Annotated in this window: 12 protein-coding genes, 1 tRNA gene, 1 rRNA gene and 2 pseudogenes; 12 read left to right on the forward strand and 4 right to left on the reverse strand. The window is 70.5% G+C overall.

All coding sequences use genetic code 11. From position 1 onward, the window contains the following. From rrf to ACWEKM_RS39970, 3 genes are all read left to right on the forward strand, one after another. Window positions 1–97, forward strand: a 5S ribosomal RNA gene (gene rrf / locus ACWEKM_RS39960); the annotation flags it as partial. Window positions 98–212: 115 nt separating this feature from the next. Continuing rightward, window positions 213–875, forward strand: a complete 663-nt coding sequence (locus ACWEKM_RS39965) for a DegT/DnrJ/EryC1/StrS family aminotransferase (protein ID WP_451626217.1) — start codon at window positions 213–215, stop codon at window positions 873–875. Window positions 876–962: 87 nt separating this feature from the next. After that, window positions 963–1,035: transfer RNA gene (locus ACWEKM_RS39970), tRNA-Thr, on the forward strand. Between the two features lie 67 nt (window positions 1,036–1,102). Here ACWEKM_RS39970 and ACWEKM_RS39975 read toward each other — a convergent pair. Then, a complete protein-coding gene (locus tag ACWEKM_RS39975; protein WP_451626206.1) occupies window positions 1,103–3,856 on the reverse strand; it encodes a SpoIIE family protein phosphatase in 2,754 nt (917 codons plus the stop codon). Between the two features lie 396 nt (window positions 3,857–4,252). Between ACWEKM_RS39975 and ACWEKM_RS39980 the strand changes: the two genes are divergently transcribed. The 9 genes from ACWEKM_RS39980 to ACWEKM_RS40020 all read left to right on the forward strand — a co-directional run bounded on the left by ACWEKM_RS39980 (window position 4,253) and on the right by ACWEKM_RS40020 (window position 18,560). Further along, window positions 4,253–9,709 (forward strand): HAMP domain-containing protein, encoded by a 5,457-nt coding sequence (locus ACWEKM_RS39980; protein ID WP_451626207.1) that lies wholly within the window; start codon window positions 4,253–4,255, stop codon window positions 9,707–9,709. 187 nt (window positions 9,710–9,896) lie between these two features. Further along, window positions 9,897–10,580: a response regulator gene (locus ACWEKM_RS39985; RefSeq protein ID WP_451626208.1), complete on the forward strand. Its 684-nt coding sequence runs from the start codon at window positions 9,897–9,899 to the stop codon at window positions 10,578–10,580. Window positions 10,581–10,704: 124 nt separating this feature from the next. Further along, window positions 10,705–13,407 (forward strand): DNA translocase FtsK, encoded by a 2,703-nt coding sequence (locus ACWEKM_RS39990; protein ID WP_451626209.1) that lies wholly within the window; start codon window positions 10,705–10,707, stop codon window positions 13,405–13,407. Between the two features lie 274 nt (window positions 13,408–13,681). Continuing rightward, a complete protein-coding gene (locus ACWEKM_RS39995) occupies window positions 13,682–14,524 on the forward strand; it encodes a helix-turn-helix domain-containing protein (RefSeq protein ID WP_451626210.1) in 843 nt (280 codons plus the stop codon). Window positions 14,525–14,616: 92 nt separating this feature from the next. After that, window positions 14,617–16,110 carry a 30S ribosomal protein S12 methylthiotransferase RimO gene (gene rimO, locus ACWEKM_RS40000; protein WP_451626211.1) on the forward strand — a complete coding sequence of 498 codons (1,494 nt, stop codon included), beginning with the start codon at window positions 14,617–14,619 and terminating at the stop codon, window positions 16,108–16,110. After that, the gene (gene pgsA, locus ACWEKM_RS40005; protein ID WP_451626212.1) at window positions 16,107–16,850 is read left to right on the forward strand and encodes a CDP-diacylglycerol--glycerol-3-phosphate 3-phosphatidyltransferase; all 744 of its coding nucleotides are present in this window, start codon (window positions 16,107–16,109) and stop codon (window positions 16,848–16,850) included. Before rimO ends, pgsA begins: the two co-directional genes overlap by 4 nt. Beyond that, window positions 16,847–17,392, forward strand: coding sequence for a CinA family protein (locus ACWEKM_RS40010; protein WP_451626213.1), 546 nt, complete (start codon window positions 16,847–16,849; stop codon window positions 17,390–17,392). The genes pgsA and ACWEKM_RS40010 overlap by 4 nt, the downstream gene beginning before the upstream one ends. 109 nt (window positions 17,393–17,501) lie before the next feature. After that, a complete protein-coding gene (locus tag ACWEKM_RS40015) occupies window positions 17,502–17,876 on the forward strand; it encodes a helix-turn-helix domain-containing protein (protein ID WP_451626214.1) in 375 nt (124 codons plus the stop codon). Between the two features lie 210 nt (window positions 17,877–18,086). Next, complete coding sequence (locus ACWEKM_RS40020; protein WP_451626215.1) at window positions 18,087–18,560, forward strand: Dps family protein; 474 nt, start codon at window positions 18,087–18,089, stop codon at window positions 18,558–18,560. Window positions 18,561–18,924: 364 nt separating this feature from the next. Here the strand turns inward: ACWEKM_RS40020 and ACWEKM_RS40025 are convergent. From ACWEKM_RS40025 to ACWEKM_RS40035, 3 genes and pseudogenes are all read right to left on the reverse strand, one after another. After that, window positions 18,925–19,692, reverse strand: a pseudogene (locus ACWEKM_RS40025) (SDR family NAD(P)-dependent oxidoreductase); the annotation flags it as partial. 81 nt (window positions 19,693–19,773) lie between these two features. After that, window positions 19,774–20,616 carry an Fpg/Nei family DNA glycosylase gene (locus ACWEKM_RS40030; RefSeq protein WP_451626216.1) on the reverse strand — a complete coding sequence of 281 codons (843 nt, stop codon included), beginning with the start codon at window positions 20,614–20,616 and terminating at the stop codon, window positions 19,774–19,776. Between the two features lie 157 nt (window positions 20,617–20,773). Then, window positions 20,774–21,547 (reverse strand): annotated as a pseudogene (locus ACWEKM_RS40035) (DEAD/DEAH box helicase); the annotation flags it as partial.

A 21,547-nucleotide genomic window follows, 5' to 3' on the forward strand; every position in this document is an offset into this window, starting at 1 on the left:
GGAAACGCCCGGTTACATTCCGAACCCGGAAGCTAAGCCTTACAGCGCCGATGGTACTGCAGGGGGGACCCTGTGGGAGAGTAGGACACCGCCGAGCAATTATTGAAAAGGGTTGGGCCCTGAACTTCGGTTCGGGGTCCAACCCTTTTTCGTTTGCCGTAACGTGACGTTCACGTTGCGCGATCAGCATCCAGCACATGGGTACTGCTGGGATGCTCAGGGCCGCCGGAGTCGGAGTCGGTGACGAGGTCATCGTGCCGGCCTTCGGGAACATAGAAGTCACCGAAGCCGTGACTCTCGCCGGTGCGCTCCCGGTGTTCGCCGACATAGACCCGGTGACGTACTGCCTGGCTGCCTCCGCCGTCGAGGCGGCCATAACCCCCCGTACCGCGGCGGTCGTTGTCGTACACCGCTTCGGGCGGCGGGCGGACATGGCGCGGCTGCACGGCACAGGGCGGCGGCACGGGCTCCTGGTGCTGGAGCAGGCCGAGTCCGAGGTGCCGTACGACGAGATCGCCCAACGGCGGCAGCGGGCCGCCTACCTCGACGCCAAGCTGCGCGGTGTACGCACCCCGGACGGCGGTGACGGGCACACCTTCCAGCAGTACGTCGTGCGCGTCCCCGGGAACGGCCGGCCGGACCGGGACGCCTTCGCACGTGCCGTACGGGCCAGGGGAGTCGAGTGCCGGGTGCCGGTCAAGACGCCCCTGCATCGGCTGCCGGAGTTCCGTCGGTGCGTGTCCCTGCCGGAGACCGAGCGGGCCGCCGAAGAGACCCTGGCGCTGCCCGTGGACGCCTCGTTGACGAAGCGGGACATGCAGCGGATCGTCTCCGCGTGCAATGCGCTCGGCGGACTGCTTCAGCCCGCCTTCTGACCGCGCGTTGAACGAGTTTGGGAGCACGGCTCCATTCAGGGTATGCTCTGACCCGTTGCCGCGAGGGAAACCTCAAAAAGGCGACCGGCCCCTATAGCTCAGTCGGTAGAGCGTCTCCATGGTAAGGAGAAGGTCAACGGTTCGATTCCGTTTGGGGGCTCCCTAGAGAAAGGGCTCCACCCGATCGGGTGGAGCCCTTTCTCGTTCCTCGGTTCTTGTCCGGTTCTTCAGTCCTTCTGCAGTTCCGGGACGCGCATCGCCAGGATGGCCATGTCGTCGGACGGCGCGTCGGACGCGAAGCGCTCCACCGCGCGCATGATGCGGGCCGCGACCGCGCCCGCGGTCAGGCCCGTGCAGGTGGTGAGGACGTCCGCGAGGCCGTCGTCGCCCAACATGCGTGTGCCTTCCCGGCGTTCGGTGACACCGTCCGTGACACAGAGGAGCACGTCGCCCGGGTCGAGGGTGACCGTTTCCTCGTACAGCTCCAGATCCTCGATGACGCCGAGGAGCGGCTGGGGCTCGGCCGCCGCGTCCACCGAGCCGTCCTGGCGCAGCCGGAGCGGGAGCGGATGGCCGGCACACACGACCTTCAACTCCGCGCTGCCGTCCGCCTGCGGGCGCATCTCTCCGTACAGGAGCGTCAGGAACCGGCTGCGGGCGCCCTCGTCGAGAATGGCCGAGTTCAGGCGTTCCAGGACCGCGGGGCCGCTGAGGCCCTCGCGGGCCAGCAGGCGCAGCGCGTGCCGGGCCAGCCCGGTCACGGCCGCCGCGTTGGGGCCCGTGCCGCAGACGTCGCCGATGGCGAAGCCGTAGGCGCCGTCGCTGATCGGGAAGACGTCGTAGAAGTCGCCGCCGACCTCGTTGCCCTCGCCGGCCGCGCGGTAGATGACCTCGACCTCGACGCCCTCGATGTGCGGGGTGCCCGGGGGCAGGAGGCTGCGCTGGAGGGCCTGGCTGATGGCCGTGCGCTCCGAGTACAGCCTGGCGTTGTCCAGGGCCAGGGCGGCCCGGCGGGACAAGTCCTCGGCCAGTTCCAGGATTTCCTGGCGGAAGTGCTCGTCGGTCGGCTTGCCTAGGGTCAGCATGCCGATGACCCGGTTGCGGGCGACGAGCGGCAGGACCACCGTCTCGCCGCCCACCGCGGACGCCGTGGCGAGCGTCGGGCCGATGCCGGCGGAGATCTGGTGCGGCGGCCCGCCGGTGAGACCGAGGCTGCGCATGGACGTGCGCAGAGCCGCCTGGTGGGCCAGCTCGCCGGGGGTCGTCCAGACCCGGGCACCCGGGGTGGGTACCGGGTCCGGTGGCGGGATCTTCGACAGCAACGACTTGATGCCGTCGATGAGTTCCTCGTCCTCGTGCAGGACGTACGACAGATACGGGTCCGAAGCCTGGTCGGCGATGGTGTAGACGGCGCACCAGGTGGCCAGCGTGGGCACCGTCATCTGGGCCATCAGGGCCAGCGTCTGGTCCCGGTCCAGGGTGCCGGCCAGCAGATCGGATGCCTCCACGAGGAAGCTCAGCGAGCCGCGGCGCAGCCGCTCCAGCTCGCCCAGGCGGGCCGATTCCACGGCCAGGGCGATGCGGTCGGCGGCGAACTGCAGGCGCAGCGCCTCCTCGTTGGAGTATCTGCCGGGCGCCTCCGCGGCGACGCCCAGGGAGCCCGTGAGGCGGCCCTCCACCTTGAGCGGGACCGTGACCACCGCGCGCATGCCGGTGCCGGCCAGCAGCGGTACGGCGCCCGGCACGGCCGTGAGATCGTCGTGGACGGCGGGCATGCGGGCCGAACCATACCGGCCGGGGCCCGCGTCGACGGGCACCCGCGCGAAGCGCTGCCGGGCCGACGGCAGGCCGGTGGAGGCGCGGACCTCCAACTCCGTTTCGTCGTCGGTCGCAAGGAGCAGGAAGGCGGAGTCGCCGTCGAGCATGTCGCGGGCGCGCTCCACGGTGCGCTGAAGGAGGCCGTCGAGGTCGTCCGGGGCGGGGGAGCCGATGAAGACCTCGAAGGGGTCGGTGCTCTGGCCGTCGGAGACCGGGGAAGTGTCGGAGACCGGGACGCGCAACGGCGTCTGCAGCACGGCGCGTTCGTGGTCCCGCACCAGCAGGCAGACCGTGGAGGGTTCGCCGCCGGTGTCGCGTACCCGCAGATGCGAGGCGTACACCGGGGTGACTCGGCCGTCGGCGCCGCGGATGCCGTAGCTGCCCTCCCAGCGCGACAGGCGCAGCGCCTCCACGATGCCGGTGCTGGTGCCGGGCGTGTGCGGCCAGGCCGCGAGGTCGGTCAGGGGCTTGCCGGTGACCTGGTCGGCGGTGTAGCCGAAGAGTTCCTCCGCGTCCTCGTTCCAGGACGTGACGGCGCCTTCGCGGTCGATCTGGACGACCGCCACGCGGACCCGGCCGTCGGCGAGCGGGAGGAGGGCGGCGGGCAGGGACGGGCCGGCCGCGCGGGTGCCGACCGGGCGCTCGGGCAGGTCGAGTTGGAACCAGACGTTCTTGTGCGTCGGCGTGTACTCGACGCCCCAGCGGGAGGCCAGGGCCGCGCACAGCTGGAGTCCGCGGCCGCCTTCACGGTCCGGGCTGCCCATGGTGACCGCGGCGCTCTGCATGGGCACCTCGCGCTCCGGGTAGCGGTCGGCCACCTCGATCCGGACGCCGTCCTCGGTGCGCAGGCACAGCACGTCGGCGTGCGTGCCCGCGTGCACCACCGCGTTGGTGACGAGTTCGCTGGTGAGGACCACGGCGTCGTCGACGACGCCGGCGAAGCCCCAGCCCTGGAGGGTGTCGCGGACGAAGGACCGGGCGGTCGCGACGGATCGTCCGACGGGCTCGAAGCTGGCGGCCGCGCGCGCGGTGATCACAGAACTCCTCGGCCGGTTGTCGACGGGCAGGGCTGCGTGGCCGACCTGCTCGCGCCGCTGCTGCGGCATCCGCGTGCCCTTCGGCCGGTCCGGGGGCTGTCCCCCGGGGATCAGTCCTGTGGTCATGGTTGTGCGGCCGCCCCTCCGATGCGCGCTCGTTCTCGTGCCACCGCCCAGGCCGGACGGACCGGTGCGGCTGGACAGCCGCATGCAAGGTTACTTACCTTCGCCGTCCGGACGGATGCCGGTCGCCGGTCTTTACGCCCCCAGGGTGTGCGGACGATGTGCGAAGCTGCCGAACTGTTATGGCCTGGTTCGGCAGGGGTGAAACACTGGGCAAGCATCCTGTGAAGGTCCGGACGGCCTGAGTGTGTTCTGTGCACGGGGGGCAGCAGCCCTTGGTGTGGCCGGATCGCATCTGGAAGAAATACGCAGCAGTAAGTGGTACGCCGGTGTAACCGGTATGCCGATCGGCAGTACCCGAGCACAGCAGTGACGGTCGACCCCTGCGGGAGGGACACAGTGGAGTCTGGCGCAGCGACGCGGGCCACGAAGACGCGCGCGAAAGGCGGACGCTCCCTGGGAAGGCAGAGCACCACCACGGTGGACACCGCTGCCCTGAACCGGCTGCTGGCGGCGCTCGTCGCGATGCGTGACGGGAACTTCCGGAAGCGGCTCACGGTGGCCGGCGACGGTGTGATGCCCGAGATCGCCGCGGTCTTCAACGAGGTGGCCGACCGCAATCTGCACCTGACGGGTGAGCTGTCGCGGGTGCGGCGCATGGTGGGGCGGGAGGGGAAGCTCACGGAGCGGCTGGACACGGGGGCCTGCGAGGGTTCCTGGGCCGCCGCCATCGACGCCTCCAACGCGCTCGTCGACGATCTCGTACGGCCCGTCTCCGAGGTCGGCCGGGTGCTGACCGCGGTGGCCGAGGGCGACCTGTCGCCGCGTATGGAACTGCGCACGCACGCGCCGGACGGCACCGGGCATCCGCTGCGCGGCGAGTTCCTGCGGGTCGGGCGGACCGTCAACAATCTGGTCGATCAGCTGTCCACGTTCACTGACGAGGTCACGCGCGTGGCCAGCGAGGTGGGCACCGAGGGCAAGTTGGGCGGCCAGGCCCGGGTGCGCGGAATGTCCGGTTCGTGGAAGGACCTGACGGAGTCCGTCAACACGATGGCCAACCGGCTCACCGCGCAGGTCCGGGACATCGCCCTGGTGACCACCGCGGTCGCGCGCGGTGATCTGTCGCGCAAGGTCACCGTCCATGTGGCCGGCGAGATGCTGGAGCTGAAGAACACCGTCAACACGATGGTGGAGCAGCTGTCCGCGTTCTCGTCCGAGGTGACGCGGGTCGCGCGCGAGGTCGGCACCGAGGGCATCCTGGGGGGTCAGGCGCAGGTGCCCGGGGTGGCCGGGGTGTGGAAGGAACTCACCGACTCGGTCAACACCATGGCGGGCAACCTCACCGCCCAGGTGCGGGGAATCTCACAGGTCACCACGGCGGTCGCCAACGGTGATCTGTCGCAGAAGGTGACCGTCCCGGCGCGCGGCGAGGTCGCGCAGCTCGCCGAGACGATCAACCAGATGACCGAGACGCTGCGGATCTTCGCCGACGAGGTCACGCGCGTGGCCAACGAGGTCGGTGCCGAGGGGCAGCTCGGCGGGCAGGCGAATGTGCCGGGCGCCGCGGGGACCTGGAAGGACCTCACGGACTCGGTCAACACGGTGTTCCGGAACCTGACCATCCAGGTGCGGGACATCGCCGCCGTGACGACGGCGGTGGCGAGCGGCGATCTGTCGCAGACGGTCACCGTCGACGTGGCCGGCGAGATGCTGGAGCTGAAGAACACCGTCAACGGCATGGTGGGCCAGCTCTCCGCGTTCGGTGCCGAGGTCACGCGGGTGGCGCGGGAGGTCGGGGTCGAGGGCGAGCTGGGCGGGCAGGCGCAGGTGTCGGGCGCGGCGGGCACCTGGAAGGACCTGACGGACTCGGTCAACACCGCGTTCCGCAACCTCACCGGTCAGGTCCGCAACATTGCCCAGGTGACGACGGCGGTGGCCAACGGTGATCTGTCGCAGAAGGTCACGGTCGACGTCTCCGGCGAGATGCTTCAGTTGAAGAACACCGTGAACACCATGGTGGACCAGCTGTCCAGCTTCGCCGACCAGGTGACCCGGATGGCCCGGGACGTGGGCACGGAGGGCCGTCTGGGCGGTCAGGCCCAGGTGGACGGCGTCTCGGGCACCTGGAAGGAGCTGACGGACTCCGTCAACTTCATGGCGGGCAATCTGACCTCCCAGGTGCGGCAGATCGCCCAGGTGACGACGGCGGTGGCGCGGGGCGACCTGTCCCAGAAGATCGACGTCGACGCGCGCGGGGAGATCCTGGAGCTGAAGAACACCATCAACACGATGGTCGACCAGCTCTCCGCCTTCGCCGACCAGGTGACCAAGGTGGCCCGGGAGGTGGGCACCGAGGGGCGGCTCGGCGGGCAGGCGCAGGTGCCCGGCGTGGCGGGCGTGTGGCGCGACCTGACCGACTCCGTGAACGGCATGGCCGGCAACCTCACCGCCCAGGTCCGCAACATCGCCCAGGTGGCCACGGCGGTGGCGCGGGGCGACCTCTCCCAGAAGATCGCCGTGGACGCGCGGGGCGAGATCCAGGAGCTGAAGAACACCCTGAACACGATGGTCGACCAGCTGTCGTCGTTCGCCGAGGAGGTCACGCGCGTCGCGCGCGAGGTGGGCACCGAGGGCATGCTGGGCGGCCAGGCGGAGGTCCAGGGGGTCGCCGGCACCTGGAAGGACCTCACGCAGTCCGTGAACTTCATGGCGAACAACCTGACCATCCAGGTCCGCAACATCGCCGAGGTCACCACCGCGGTCGCCAAGGGCGATCTGTCGAAGAAGATCACCGTCGATGCGAAGGGCGAGATCCTCGAACTCGTCACCACGGTCAACACCATGGTCGACCAGTTGTCGTCCTTCGCCGAGCAGGTGACCCGGGTGGCCCGCGAGGTGGGCACCGAGGGGATTCTCGGCGGCCAGGCGCACGTGCCGGGGGTCACGGGCATCTGGAAGGACCTCAGCAACAACGTGAACCTGATGGCCAACAACCTGACCATGCAGGTGCGCAACATCTCGCAGGTCTCGGCGGCCGTCGCCAACGGCGACCTGACGCGTCAGGTGACGATCGAGGCGCGCGGCGAGGTGGCGCAGCTCGCCGACACCATCAACACGATGGTCAAGACGCTGAGTTCGTTCGCCGACCAGGTCACCAAGGTGGCCCGTGAGGTGGGCACGGACGGCATCCTCGGCGGTCAGGCGCACGTCCCGGGCGTGGCCGGCACGTGGAAGGACCTCACCGAGTCGGTGAACGGGATGGCGTCCAACCTGACCGGCCAGGTGCGCAACATCGCCATGGTCACGACGGCCATCGCCAAGGGCGACCTGACGAAGAAGATCGACATCGACGCCCGGGGCGAGATCCTCGAACTCAAGACGACGATCAACACCATGGTCGACCAGCTGTCGAGCTTCGCCGAGGAGGTCACCCGGGTGGCCCGCGAAGTGGGCACGGAGGGCCAGCTCGGCGGGCAGGCACGCGTGCGTGACGTGGACGGGACCTGGCGCGACCTGACCGAGTCCGTGAACGAGATGGCCGGGAACCTGACCCGGCAGGTGCGCGCCATCGCGCGCGTGGCGACCGCGGTGACCCGGGGCGACCTGAACCTGAAGATCGACGTCGACGCGTCCGGCGAGATCCAGGAGTTGCAGGACTACATCAACAAGATGATCGCCAACCTGCGCGACACCACGATCGCCAACAAGGAGCAGGACTGGCTCAAGGGCAACCTCGCGCGCATCTCCGCGCTGATGCAGGGCCGCCGCGACCTGGAGGACGTCGCCTCGCTGATCATGAGTGAGCTGACGCCGGTGGTCTCCGCCCAGCACGGCGCGTTCTTCCTGGCGATGCCGCTGGTCGACGGCAAGGACATGAACGCCGAGAGCGAGGACGCGTACGAGCTGCGCATGCTCGGTTCGTACGGCTACTCGATGGGTTCCATGCCGACGTCGTTCCGCCCCGGTGAGGCGCTGATCGGGACGGCCGCCCAGGAGAGGCGCACGATCCTGGTGGAGAACGCGCCCAGCGGCTATCTGAAGATCTCCTCGGGGCTCGGTGAGGCGCCGCCCGCGCAGGTGATCGTGTTGCCGGTGCTGTTCGAGGGCACGGTGCTCGGTGTGATCGAGCTGGCGTCCTTCACGCCGTTCACGCAGATCCAGAAGGACTTCCTCAACCAGATCGCCGAGATGATCGCGACCAGCGTCAACACCATCTCCGTGAACACCAAGACCGAGGTGCTGCTGAAGCAGTCGCAGGAGCTGACCGAGCAACTGCGGGAACGTTCGGCCGAGTTGGAGAACCGGCAGAAGGCACTTCAGGTGTCCAACGCGGAACTGGAGGAGAAGGCCGAGCTGCTCGCCCAGCAGAACCGGGACATCGAGGTCAAGAACACCGAGATCGAGGAGGCGCGGCAGGTCCTGGAAGAGCGCGCCGAGCAGCTCGCGGTCTCCATGCGCTACAAGAGCGAGTTCCTGGCCAACATGTCGCACGAGCTGCGCACCCCGCTCAACTCGCTGCTGATCCTGGCGAAGCTGCTCGCCGACAACGCCGACTCCAACCTCACCCCGAAGCAGGTCGAGTTCGCCGAGACGATCCACGGGGCCGGTTCCGATCTGCTCCAGCTGATCAACGACATCCTGGACCTGTCGAAGGTCGAGGCGGGCAAGATGGACGTCTCGCCGACGCGCATCGCCCTCGTCCAGCTGGTGGACTACGTGGAGGCCACCTTCCGCCCGCTGACCGCGGAGAAGGGGCTCGACCTGTCCGTACGGGTCTCCCCGGAGCTGCCGGCCACGCTCCACACGGACGAGCAGCGTCTCCTTCAGGTGCTGCGGAACCTGCTGTCGAACGCGGTGAAGTTCACCGACTCCGGATCGGTCGAGCTGGTGATCAGGCCGGCCGGCACGGACGTTCCGGTGGGCGTCCGGGAGCAGCTGCTGGAGGCAGGTTCGCTCACCGACCCGGACGCGGCGCTGATCGCGTTCTCGGTGACCGACACCGGGATCGGTATCGCGGCCAGCAAGATGCGGGTCATCTTCGAGGCGTTCAAGCAGGCGGACGGCACGACCAGCCGCAAGTACGGGGGCACGGGCCTCGGGCTGTCGATCTCGCGGGAGATCGCGCAGCTGCTCGGCGGCGAGATCCACGCGCAAAGTGAACCCGGGCGTGGCTCGACGTTCACGCTGTATTTGCCGTTGCACCCGAGCGAACTGCCGCCCCAGGGCTATCAGCAGTCGGCGCCCGCGCTGGCGGCGGGCGACCTGCTCGCCTCCGAGCAGCCGCTGTCCGAGCTGTCCGGTGCGGAGATCGAGACGCCGGCCGAGGTGAAGTCGTACCAGGAGACGCAGAACGGTGCCGCGGCCCTCTTCCGGCGCCGTCGCAAGGGTGCTCCGGCGATCGAACAGCGGCCCGAGCAGTGGACGGCCGTGGGGCAGGAACCGGCCCCGCAGGCGCGCCGCGGGGTGCGGTTCGGGGGCGAGAAGGTGCTGATCGTCGACGACGACATCCGCAATGTCTTCGCCCTCACCAGCGTCCTGGAGCAGCACGGCCTGTCCGTGCTGTACGCCGAGAACGGCCGCGAGGGCATCGAGGTCCTGGAGCAGCACGACGATGCGGCGGTCGTTCTGATGGACATCATGATGCCCGAGATGGACGGGTACGCGACGACCACCGCGATCCGCCGGATGCCCCAGTTCGCCGGGCTGCCGATCATCGCGCTGACCGCGAAGGCGATGAAGGGCGACCGGGAGAAGGCGATCGAGTCGGGGGCGTCCGACTACGTCACGAAGCCGGTCGATCCGGACCATCTGCTGACGGTGATGCGGCAGTGGATGCACGCGGAGACGGTGTGATGCTGTGGGTTTCGGGGAACCTTCCGGTTCCCTGCCGCGTTTTTGCTGTGTGCACAGTGACATCGCGGTGACAGGGTGTGGCGGCGGTCGGGGTGCGGCTACCATGACCGGCACAAGGACGGGCGGCGATAGGGAGTCGTCCCCTGGGGCGGCGCCCGGTGTACCGCCGGGGCGAGGAGGGCGGGCCATGGTGCAGAAGGCCAAGATCCTCCTGGTCGATGACCGGCCGGAGAATCTGCTGGCGCTGGAGGCCATCCTCTCTGCGCTCGATCAGACACTGGTGCGGGCATCGTCCGGGGAGGAAGCGCTCAAAGCACTGCTCACGGACGACTTCGCGGTCATTCTGCTGGATGTCCAGATGCCGGGCATGGACGGTTTCGAGACCGCCGCGCACATCAAGCGGCGGGAGCGGACCCGGGACATCCCGATCATCTTCCTCACCGCGATCAACCACGGCCCGCATCACACCTTCCGGGGGTATGCGGCGGGCGCGGTCGACTACATCTCCAAGCCCTTCGACCCGTGGGTGCTGCGCGCGAAGGTCTCGGTTTTCGTTGAGCTGTACATGAAAAACTGCCAACTGCGGGAGCAGGCGGCGCTGCTGCGGCTCCAGTTGGAGGGCGGCGGCAAGGGCGCGGTCGGCCCCGGCAAGGAGCCCGCGGGGTTGCTCGCCGAGCTGTCGGCGCGGCTCGCGGCCGTCGAGGAGCAGGCCGAGGCACTGTCCAAGCAGCTGGACGACGAGTCCGCGGACGCGGCGGCGGTGGCCACGGCCGCCCATCTCGAACGGAAACTCACGGGGTTGCGCCGGGCACTCGACGCGCTGGAGCCCGGCGCCGGCAGCGGTGCCCCGTCGCTGCCCACGCAGAACTGACGCCCGCCCGGCCCGTAGTTGGGCATGAGCGCGCGTCAGTTCCGTGCCCCGGCACGGGCGACACGAACGGGTGAAGCGCTGGGCACGCGTGTCCGCTGTCGCCTCTCCCGGTAATCTCACCTCCATGGCCTCACGTCCCTCCGCAGCCAAGAAGCAGCCCGCCAAGAAGGCGGCTGCTCCCGCGAAGGCCGCGGCGAAGAAGGCCCCCGCGAAGAAGGCCCCTGCCAAGAAGGCCGCGGCGAAGAAGCCGGCGCCCAAGCCGGCGCCCAGTCCCACCGGGGGCGTCTACCGGCTCGTGCGCGCGCTCTGGCTGGGCCTCGCGCACGCCGTCGGCGCCGTCTTCCGCGGGATAGGGCAGGGCGCGAAGAATCTCGACCCGGCGCACCGCAAGGACGGCGTCGCGCTGCTGCTGTTCGGTATCGCGCTGATCGTCGCCGCCGGAACCTGGGCCGATCTGCGCGGCCCGGTCGGTGACCTCGTCGAGATCCTGGTGACCGGCGCCTTCGGCCGGCTCGACCTGCTCGTGCCGATACTGCTCGCGGTGATCGCCGTGCGCTTCGTCCGCCATCCCGAGAAGCCCGAGGCCAACGGCCGCATCGTGATCGGTCTGTCCGCGCTGGTCATCGGCGTGCTCGGACAGGTCCACATCGCCTGCGGCTCGCCCGCCCGCAGCGACGGGATGCAGGCCATAAGGGATGCCGGCGGTCTCATCGGCTGGGCGGCCGCGACCCCGCTCTCGTACACCATGACTGACGTACTGGCCGTGCCGCTGCTCGTGCTGCTCACGATCTTCGGGCTGCTCGTCGTCACGGCCACCCCGGTCAACGCCGTCCCGCAGCGGCTGCGGGCGCTCGGTGTACGGCTCGGCGTGCTGCACGACCCGGAGGGCGAGGGGCCCACCGACGACGAGCGCTACGACGAACAGTGGCGCGAGGCCCTGCCCGCGCGCCCCCGCAGACGCCAGGGCGCCTCTCCGGAGTACGACCCCGACGGGGCCGAGCAGGAGGCGCTCACCAAGCGCCGTGGCCGCCCCAGGCGTTCCGCGGTGCCGCAGCCGGCCATGGACCGGCGGCTGGACGCCGTGGACATCGCCGCGGCGGCCGCCGCCGACCTCGACGGCGCCGTGCTGCACGGCATGCCGCCCTCGCCGCTGGTGGCCGACCTCACCCAGGGCGTGAGCGTGGGCGACCGCGAGGAGACCACGCCGACGCCGGTCCCGACCCCCGTCCCGGCCGCGCGCCCCAAGCAGGAGAGGCTGAAGACCGACGCGGTCGTGCCCGACCTGACCAAGGCGGCCCCCGAGGAGATCCGCGACCTGCCCCCGCGCGCGGAACAGCTCCAGCTGTCCGGCGACATCACCTACTCCCTGCCCTCGCTCGACCTGTTGGAGCGCGGCGGTCCGGGCAAGGCACGCAGCGCGGCCAACGACGCGGTCGTCGCCTCGCTCACCAACGTCTTCACCGAGTTCAAGGTCGACGCGGCCGTCACCGGCTTCACCCGCGGCCCGACGGTCACCCGCTACGAGGTCGAGCTGGGCCCCGCCGTCAAGGTCGAGCGGATCACCGCGCTCACCAAGAACATCGCGTACGCCGTCGCCAGCCCCGACGTGCGGATCATCAGCCCCATCCCCGGCAAGTCCGCGGTCGGCATCGAGATCCCGAACACCGACCGGGAGATGGTCAACCTCGGTGATGTGCTGCGCCTCGCGGACGCCGCCGAGGACGACCACCCGATGCTGGTCGCGCTCGGCAAGGACGTCGAGGGCGGCTATGTGATGGCGAACGTCGCCAAGATGCCGCATGTGCTCGTCGCGGGCGCCACCGGCTCCGGCAAGTCGTCCTGCATCAACTGCCTGATCACGTCGATCATGATGCGCGCGACCCCCGAGGAGGTGCGCATGGTCCTGGTCGACCCCAAGCGGGTCGAGCTGACCGCCTACGAAGGCATCCCGCACCTGATCACGCCGATCATCACCAACCCCAAGCGGGCGGCCGAGGCGCTCCAGTGGGTGGTCCGCGAGATGGACCTGCGCTACGACGACCTGGCCGCCTACGGCTACCGGCACATCGACGACTTCAACGAGGCCGTGCGGAGCGGCAGGGCGAAGCCGCCGGAGGGCAGCGAGCGGGAACTCCAGCCGTACCCGTACCTGCTGGTCATCGTCGACGAGCTGGCCGACCTGATGATGGTCGCGCCGCGCGACGTGGAGGACTCGATCGTGCGCATCACGCAGCTCGCGCGCGCGGCCGGCATCCACCTGGTGCTCGCCACCCAGCGCCCGTCGGTCGACGTGGTCACCGGTCTGATCAAGGCGAACGTGCCATCCCGGCTCGCGTTCGCCACCTCCTCGCTCGCCGACTCGCGGGTCATCCTCGACCAGCCCGGGGCCGAGAAGCTGATCGGCAAGGGCGACGGGCTGTTCCTGCCGATGGGCGCGAACAAGCCGACCCGTATGCAGGGCGCGTTCGTGACCGAGGAGGAGGTCGCGGCCGTCGTCCGGCACTGCAAGGAGCAGATGACGCCCGTCTTCCGGGACGACGTCACCGTCGGCACCAAACAGAAGAAGGAGATCGACGAGGACATCGGCGACGACCTTGATCTGCTGTGCCAGGCGGCCGAACTCGTCGTCTCCACACAGTTCGGATCGACGTCGATGCTGCAGCGCAAGCTGCGCGTCGGGTTCGCCAAGGCGGGCCGGCTCATGGACCTCATGGAGTCCCGCGGCGTCGTCGGGCCCAGCGAGGGATCCAAGGCCCGTGACGTTCTGGTGAAACCCGACGAACTCGACGGCGTGCTCGCCGTGATACGCGGGGAGTCCGACGGTTGAGGACGGGCCGTTCGGCGGTCGGACCGAGCCGGGTGGAGGCAGTTGCGTGATCCACCTGTTAGAGACCGGCGCGCAACCGTTTCCCTTTCACATACGTCAAGTTGAGCGAGTGGGCAGGCACGGATCCCGGAGCGGGTCCGGGCCTGGCCCGTCGTCGGGATGACCGGCCATTCCGATGGCGTACAAAGTCGTACCGCCCGGTTGCCCCACCCTTTCGCACCCCCCCTAGACTGAACTTCCAGCACAGGTGGCTACACGCTCGAAAGGCGCCCCCGTGTCCATCGGCAACTCCCCTGAAGACGAGCGTCCGTTCCCAGCCGTGTCCGAGGAATCCCGAGTCTCTGTCGGCCGCGCTCTCCAGCAGGCGCGCATCGCGGCCGGGCTGACCGTCGACGACGTCAGCAGCGCCACGCGCGTCCGTATCGCCATCGTGCACGCCATCGAGGCGGACGACTTCGGCCCGTGCGGCGGAGACGTGTACGCCCGCGGGCACATCAGGAACCTGGCCAAGGCCGTACACCTAGATCCCGCCCCGCTCATCGCGCAGTACGACATCGAGCACGGCGGGCGGCCCGCGCCCACCCCGGCCGCCCCGCTCTTCGAGGCGGAACGTATCCGCCCCGAGCGGCGCGGCCCCAACTGGACCGCCGCCATGGTCGCCGCGATCGTCGCCGTGGTCGGCTTCGTCGGCTTCACCGCGTTCAAGGGAGGCGACAGCGGGAACGACGACAAGGCGCAGGTCGCCGAGGGTGCCACGCCCGCGACCAGCAAGCCCGCCGCACCGAAACCGACACACACCAAGCCCACCGACCAGACGCCCGCGCCGTCCGACAGCGCCATCGCAGCCGCCCCGCAGGACAAGGTGACCGTCCAGGTGAGCGCCGTCGACGGACGCAGTTGGATCTCGGCCAAGGACCACAACGGCCGGATGCTCTTCGACGGACTCCTGGAGAAGGGCGATTCCAAGACCTTCCAGGACAGCTCGAAGATCAACCTCATCCTCGGTGACGCCGGGGCGATCCAGCTCTATGTCAACGGCAAGAAGATCCAGGACGACTTCCAGCCGGGCGCCGTGGAGCGCCTCACGTACACCAAGGGTGACCCCGAGGTCGGATAGACGGACACCGGGGGCTTACCGGCGACGGGGTCGGCCGTGATCGCCAACCCCGTCGACGGGGGCTGTCAGTGAGACGAAGTAGTCTTGAGCGCATGCCTGAACGCCGTACCGTCGCACTCGTCACACTCGGCTGCGCCCGTAACGAGGTGGACTCGGAGGAGCTCGCAGGCCGCTTGGAGGCGGACGGCTGGCAGCTCGTCGAGGACGCCACGGACGCGGATGTCGCCGTGGTCAACACCTGTGGCTTCGTCGAGGCCGCGAAGAAGGACTCCGTCGACGCCCTCCTGGAGGCCAACGACCTCAAGGGGCAGGGCAGAACGCAGGCCGTCGTGGCGGTGGGCTGCATGGCCGAGCGGTACGGCAGAGAACTGGCCGAGGCCCTCCCCGAGGCCGACGGCGTGCTCGGTTTTGACGACTACGCGAGCATCTCCGACCGGCTGCAGACGATCCTGAGCGGCGGCATCCATGTCGCGCACACCCCGCGTGACCGGCGCAAGCTGCTGCCGATCAGTCCCGCCGAGCGCCAGGGGTCGGCCGCCTCGGTCGCCCTGCCGGGGCACGGCCCCACGGACCTGCCCGAGGGTGTCGCCCCGGCGTCGGGGCCGCGTGCGCCTCTGCGCCGCCGCCTGGACGGATCCCCGGTCGCCTCGGTCAAGCTCGCCTCCGGCTGCGACCGGCGCTGCTCCTTCTGCGCCATCCCCTCCTTCCGCGGCTCCTTCATCTCCCGCCGCCCGAGCGACGTGCTGAACGAGACGCGGTGGCTGGCCGAGCAGGGCGTCAAGGAGATCATGCTGGTCTCCGAGAACAACACCTCGTACGGCAAGGACCTGGGCGACATCCGCCTCCTGGAGTCACTGCTGCCCGAGCTGTCCGAGGTCGACGGCATCGAGCGGGTACGGGTCAGCTACCTCCAGCCGGCCGAGATGCGCCCGGGGCTGATCGACGTGCTGACCGCCACCCCGAAGGTCGCCCCCTACTTCGACCTGTCCTTCCAGCACACCGCGCCCGGCGTGCTGCGCGCGATGCGCCGGTTCGGCGACACCGACCGCTTCCTGGAACTGCTCGACACCATCCGGTCCAAGGCCCCACAGGCCGGCGTGCGCTCCAACTTCATCGTCGGTTTCCCCGGCGAGACGGAGGCCGACCTCGCCGAGCTCGAACGCTTCCTGAACCACGCCCGGCTGGACGCCATCGGCGTCTTCGGCTACTCCGACGAGGAGGGCACGGAGGCGGCGACGTACGACGGCAAGCTGGACGAGGACGTCGTGGCCGAGCGGCTCGCGCAGGTGTCCCGGCTGGCCGAGGAACTCGTCTCGCAGCGGGCCGAGGAGCGCCTGGGCGAGACTGTGCACGTGCTGGTCGAGTCCGTCGGACAGGACGACGACGGCGACGACACCGAGGGCGGGGTGTACGGCCGCGGCGCACACCAGGCGCCGGAGACGGACGGGCAGGTCCTGCTCACGAGCGGCGCGGGCCTGAGCGTCGGTCGTATGGTCGAGGCGAAGGTGATCGGTACGGAAGGTGTCGACCTGGTGGCCGAGCCGCTGCAGGGCTCGCTCGCGTGTAGTGAGGAGGCGGGCAGATGACGGGAGTCCCGGCATCCGCTGCGGGCGGCTCCTCCGGCGCGCAGGGGGCCCCGGGCTCCGCCGCCGAAGGAGCGGCGGGCGCGGCGGTCTCCGGCGCCCAGGGCGCGACGAGGCCCGCGCGCACCGGGAAGCTGGCGGCGGCGGCCGTCGACCAGGCCAGCGTCTGGAATGTCGCCAATCTGCTGACGATGCTCCGGCTGCTCCTCGTCCCCGGTTTCGTGGCGCTCATGCTGGCCGGCGGCGGCTATGACCCGGCGTGGCGCTCGCTCGCCTGGGCCGCGTTCGCCATCGCCATGATCACGGACCTGTTCGACGGCCATCTGGCGCGCACCTACGACCTGGTCACCGACTTCGGGAAGATCGCCGACCCCATCGCCGACAAGGCGATCATGGGGGCGGCGCTGATCTGTCTCTCGGCCCTCGGCGACCTGCCGTGGTGGGTGACGGTCGTCATCCTGGGCCGGGAACTGGGCGTCACCCTGCTGCGTTTCCTCGTCATCCGGTACGGCGTCATTCCCGCGAGCCGCGGTGGCAAGGTCAAGACGCTCACCCAGGGCGTGGCCGTGGGGATGTATGTGCTGGCGCTGACGGGCTGGCTGGCCACACTGAGGTTCTGGGTGATGGCGGCGGCGGTCGTGCTGACCGTCGTGACCGGCCTCGACTATGTGAGACAGGCCATTGTGCTGCGCAGACGGGGCATGGCCGAGCGGGCAGTGGTGTCGGAGGAGTCGGAAGCGTGAATTCCGGTGCTGCCGAAGTGGTGCGACTACTCACGGTGAGAGGCGAGACGCTCGCCGTCGCGGAGTCGCTCACGGGCGGTCTGGTCGCGGCGGAGATCACCGCGGTTGCCGGGGCCTCACAGGCATTTCGCGGTTCGGTCACCGCCTACGCCACCGATCTCAAGCACCGGCTGCTGGACGTCGACGCCGCCCTGCTGGCCCGCACTGGAGCGGTGGATCCGCAGGTCGCGGTGCAGATGGCGGCCGGAGTGCGTAAGGCACTCGGTGCCGACTGGGGCATCGCGACGACCGGTGTGGCCGGGCCCGAGCCGCAGGACGGCCGGCCGGTGGGCACGGTGTTCGTCGCCGTCGACGGCCCACTCGGGCCGGGGGCCGGTTCTGCCGGTGGCGGAAAAGTGGAGGCCCTGCGGTTGAACGGCCTGCGTGCGGAAATCCGTATGGAGAGTGTACGGAGCGTACTCGCACTGCTCTTGAAGGAGCTTGCGGGCGAACAGACCGGGAACGAGCGGGCACAGGATACGGAACAGAACGGGGGGTTTTGATGTTTGCAGCCCTGAGTGAACACGACATCGCTCCCCGCACGGCCGCGGCGCGAGGCGGTACGGTGGGGCGAGAAGGATGCGGCTACGCGGTCCGAGGAGGGAGCCACCGATGATTCTGCTCCGTCGCCTGCTGGGTGACGTGCTGCGTCGGCAGCGCCAACGCCAGGGCCGTACTCTGCGCGAAGTCTCCTCGTCCGCCCGAGTCTCACTCGGCTATCTCTCCGAGGTGGAGCGGGGGCAGAAGGAGGCTTCCTCCGAACTGCTCTCCGCCATCTGCGACGCGCTGGACGTACGGATGTCCGAGCTCATGCGGGAAGTGAGCGACGAACTCGCCCTCGCCGAGCTGGCTCGGTCTGCCGCGGTCACCGAGTCCGTGCCCACGCCGGTCCGTCCGATGCTGGGCTCCGTCTCGGTGACGGGTGTGCCACCGGAACGGGTGACCATCAAGGCGCCCGCCGAGGCGGTGGACGTGGTCGCCGCGTGACCGTCACGCGCACGGCCCTGTAACGCGACACGTGTGAGGCCCCGGCCGGGGCCCCTCCGGGGAGACCCGGCGGGGCGCGGCCGGGGCCTCAGTGCTGCGGGCAGGCCGCGGCCCCTGGCGCGTCGCAGTTCACCATGCGTCCATTTGCCGGTACCGGGCGGGGCGGTCATGGTGGAAGTACGAGACCGGGTGAACCAACGGAGGCTTTGGATGTACGTCGTCAAAAGCCCGCTGTCCGACGACGCGGACCTCAAGACCGTGGCCGAGGCGCTGCAGGGAGCCCTCGTCGATCTGCTGGACCTCTCGCTGGTCGCCAAGCAGATTCACTGGAACATCGTCGGCCCTCGCTTCCGGTCCATCCATCTCCAGCTCGACGATGTCGTCGCCACCGCGCGCACCCACTCGGACACCGTGGCCGAGCGGGCGGCCACGCTGGGCGTGCCGCCGGACGGGCGCGCCGCGACGGTGGCCACCGGCAGCGGCATCGGTGTGACGCCCGACGGCTGGGTCAGGGACGCGGACGCGGTGGGCACGATCGTGGACGCGCTGGCCGCGGTGATCACGCGGATGCGGGAGCGGGTGGCCGCGACCGGGGAGCCGGACCCGGTGACCCAGGACATCCTCATCGGGATCACGGCGGATCTGGAGAAGCATCACTGGATGTTCCAGGCGGAGAACGGGTGACGGGCCACTCGGCGGCGCCCGTTCGCCCGGAGGCCGCCCGTGCGCGGTCCGGTGCCGCATCGGTGAGCCGTCGATGCCGTCGCTGCTCCTCCACGGCGGGTGAGGCGGCGTTCTAGCGTCCGGCTGGAGGTGACGGCCATGGTGCGGCGGGCAGTGCGCTGGGGGATGACTCTGGGGCTCGGGGCGGTGTGGTCGTGGGCCGTCGTGCGGATCGTGCTGGGGGCGGATGTGGGGGCGCTGGAGAGCGCCGTCGCGGCCGGTGGGTGGGGGCTGAGCCTGCTGCCCGTGCACTGCATGCCGAAGGCGTGTGCCACGGGCGCCGTCGGGCCGGAGCGCTGGGTGACCGCCTGGCGGGCGGGCGAGATCACCAGGGCATCGCGACTCCCCCGTTCGGACGCAGGATCTGGCCCGTCGTGAACGACGACGCGTCGGACGCCAGGTACAGCACGGCGTGCGCGACGTCCTCCTGCTCGCCGACCCGGCCCAGCCGCGACTTGGGCGACACGTGGGTCATCAGGGCCGCCGTGCGTGCCTGCGCCGCGGCGTCGTGGCGTCGTGGCGGGCGGTCATCGGTGTGCGGATCCAGCCCGGGGCGACCGCGCCCGCCCGGATGCCGTGCGGCCCGACCTTGGTCGCCGGCGTCTTCGTGAGCTGCACCACGGCCACCTTTGCCGCGCCGTAGCAGAGCAGCCCGGGGCCACCGGTGTCGACGGCGCCCGAGGCCACGGTGACGATGCTGCCCCCCGAGCCGCGGTCGGGCATCAGCCGAGCCGTCTCCTGGCAGGCGTACAGCACGTCCTTGAAGTTGACGTTCAACACCCGGTCGAGGTGCTTGTCGCGGGTCTCCAGGACCGGACTGCTGTGCATGATCCCGGCGATCGCCGGCCAGCACGTCCAGGCGTTCGCAGGGCCGTACAGCCTGCCGCAGCCCGGCCCGGTCGGTGACGTTCAGCCGATGGGTGCGGGCGGTGCCGCCCCGCACTGCGACGAGGGCCGCTGTCTCGTCCGGGCCGGCCGCGTCCCGGTCGGCGCAGGGCACGGTCGCGCCCGCCTCGGCGAGCAGCACGGCACAGGCCCGGCCGATGCCGCTCGCGGCGCCGGTGACAAATGCGGTGCGTCCGGTGAGGGCGTACGTTCGTGAGCTGCGCCACGGCCGCCTTCGCTGCGCCGTCGACGGTCATGAAGGGACCGTACGAACGTTTCTGACGGATCGTCAGTTTGAGTTGCGAGGGCGGATTCCGCGGGGCTGCGCGGAACCGGGTGCGGGTGCGGGGCCCTGTTGGCAGTTCGGGCACCAGTACGTGGGCCGCTCCCGTGAGCCGTCGTCCTGGTCGGCCACCCGGACCTGGGTGCGGCAGCGCAGACAGGGGCGGGGCGCGCGGCCGTAGACGAACAGGTCCTGACCGCGTCGGCCCGTGGTGGTGCGGACCGGCCGGTCGCGGTTGGCCTCCAGGAGCCGCTTGGCGAGGGCGGGCAGCTTCGCGGCGCGGTCGGCGGGCAGGGCGCCGACCGGCAGCCACGGGGTGACGCCGAGCAGGAAGCAGAGTTCACTCTTGTAGACATTGCCGATGCCCGCGAGGTTGCGCTGGTCGAGCAGGGCCTCGCCGAGGGGCCGGGCGGGGTCCGCGAGGAGGTTGGCGAGGGCTGCTTGCGGGTCCCAGCCGGGACCGAGCAGATCGGGGCCGAGGTGGCCCACGACGCGGGACTCCTCGGTGCTGCGCAGCAGCTCCAGGACCGGCAGGCGGTAGCCCACCGCGGTGTGCTCCCCGGTGCCCAGGATGACGCGGATCTGGTGCGCCGGCCCGCCGCTCCAGCGTTCGCCGTCGCCGTACACCTTCCAGGCGCCGTCCATGCGCAGGTGCGTGTGCAGCGTGAGACCGCCCTCGACGCGGGTGAGCAGGTGTTTGCCGCGCGGGGTGACGTCCAGGACCGTGCGCCCGGTGAGATCGACCGTGGCGTACCTGGGCACCCGCAGGTCGCTGCGGGTCAGTACCCGGCCCGCGAGCGCGCCGTGCAGCCGCCTCGCGGCCTGCCAGACCGTGTCACCTTCGGGCATGGGTCAAGGGTGGCACGACGGGTCTGCTTCCGTCGGCGCGTCTGCCTGCGACTGCCTGTTCCTCTGCCTGGGCCCGTGCTTGTGCGTGGATCATGGCCTGGCCTTGCTTGGCCTGGCGTGTGTGTGCATCACGCCGCGGGCCCGAGGTGTGCGTGGATCACGCTCTCAGGCGCAGGCCGCGCGGGGTCGCCACGAAACCGGCTCCTTCCAGGAGAGTGCCGACGGGCGAGGTGAGCGCCGCGCCGCCGTTCACGCGCTCCACCGTGACCGTGCCGAGGGCGCCCGCGCGGGCGGCGGCGGCCAGGGCGTCCGCGGCGGCCCGCAGGCGGGGGTCGTCGGCGGGCTCGGTGTCCGCGGCGGCGGGCCAGGCCAGCAGGGATTTGCCGCCGCGCTCCATGTAGAGCGTCAGCTCTCCGTCCACCAGCACCACCAGCGAACCCGCCTTGCGGCCCGGCTTGTGCCCCGCCCCGGTCGGCGGCTCGGGCCAGGGGAGGGCCGAGCCGTAGGCGTTCGCCGGGTCGGCCGCGGCGAGGACGACCGCCCGGGAGTCGGCGGCGGAGACACGGGTGCGGCGGTCGCCGTATCCGGCGCCGTACGGCAGGGCCGGGCCGCCTCGGGGGCCGCCGTGCCCCGGGGAGGCGAGGTCGGAGAGGTCCTTGGGGGAAACGTAGTCGCCCGGTGCGGTGCGATTGCCGGGCGGCCACGGGATGTCTGCCTCGCGCCCGCGGTCCGCCCAGTCGGTTCCGTCCCTCCCGAATACGGTGGCCGGGTCGAACCCGGTGGCCGAGGTGTCGTCGTCGGTGGCGGATTCGAAGCCCTGGAATCCCTGGTGCGCGAAGTCGGGGGTGCCGTCACCTGCGGACCCCGGGGCTTCGCTCCCCGCGAAGCCAAGGGGTCCGCCGTTCGCCGCGCCGGGGGCGGGCAGGCCGTC

It is taken from the genome of Streptomyces sp. NPDC004752, assembly GCF_053601275.1.

Excerpts from the sequence above, each read along its gene's own strand:
- ACWEKM_RS39975 (WP_451626206.1), bottom strand. The coding sequence starts at position 3,856 with ATGACCACAGGACTGATCCCCGGGGGACAGCCCCCGGACCGGCCGAAG.
- pgsA (WP_451626212.1), top strand. The coding sequence starts at position 16,107 with ATGACGGGAGTCCCGGCATCCGCTGCGGGCGGCTCCTCCGGCGCGCAG.
- ACWEKM_RS39990 (WP_451626209.1), top strand. The coding sequence starts at position 10,705 with ATGGCCTCACGTCCCTCCGCAGCCAAGAAGCAGCCCGCCAAGAAGGCG.
- ACWEKM_RS40030 (WP_451626216.1), bottom strand. The coding sequence starts at position 20,616 with ATGCCCGAAGGTGACACGGTCTGGCAGGCCGCGAGGCGGCTGCACGGC.
- rimO (WP_451626211.1), top strand. The coding sequence starts at position 14,617 with ATGCCTGAACGCCGTACCGTCGCACTCGTCACACTCGGCTGCGCCCGT.
- ACWEKM_RS40020 (WP_451626215.1), top strand. The coding sequence starts at position 18,087 with ATGTACGTCGTCAAAAGCCCGCTGTCCGACGACGCGGACCTCAAGACC.
- ACWEKM_RS39985 (WP_451626208.1), top strand. The coding sequence starts at position 9,897 with ATGGTGCAGAAGGCCAAGATCCTCCTGGTCGATGACCGGCCGGAGAAT.
- ACWEKM_RS39965 (WP_451626217.1), top strand. The coding sequence starts at position 213 with ATGCTCAGGGCCGCCGGAGTCGGAGTCGGTGACGAGGTCATCGTGCCG.
- ACWEKM_RS40015 (WP_451626214.1), top strand. The coding sequence starts at position 17,502 with ATGATTCTGCTCCGTCGCCTGCTGGGTGACGTGCTGCGTCGGCAGCGC.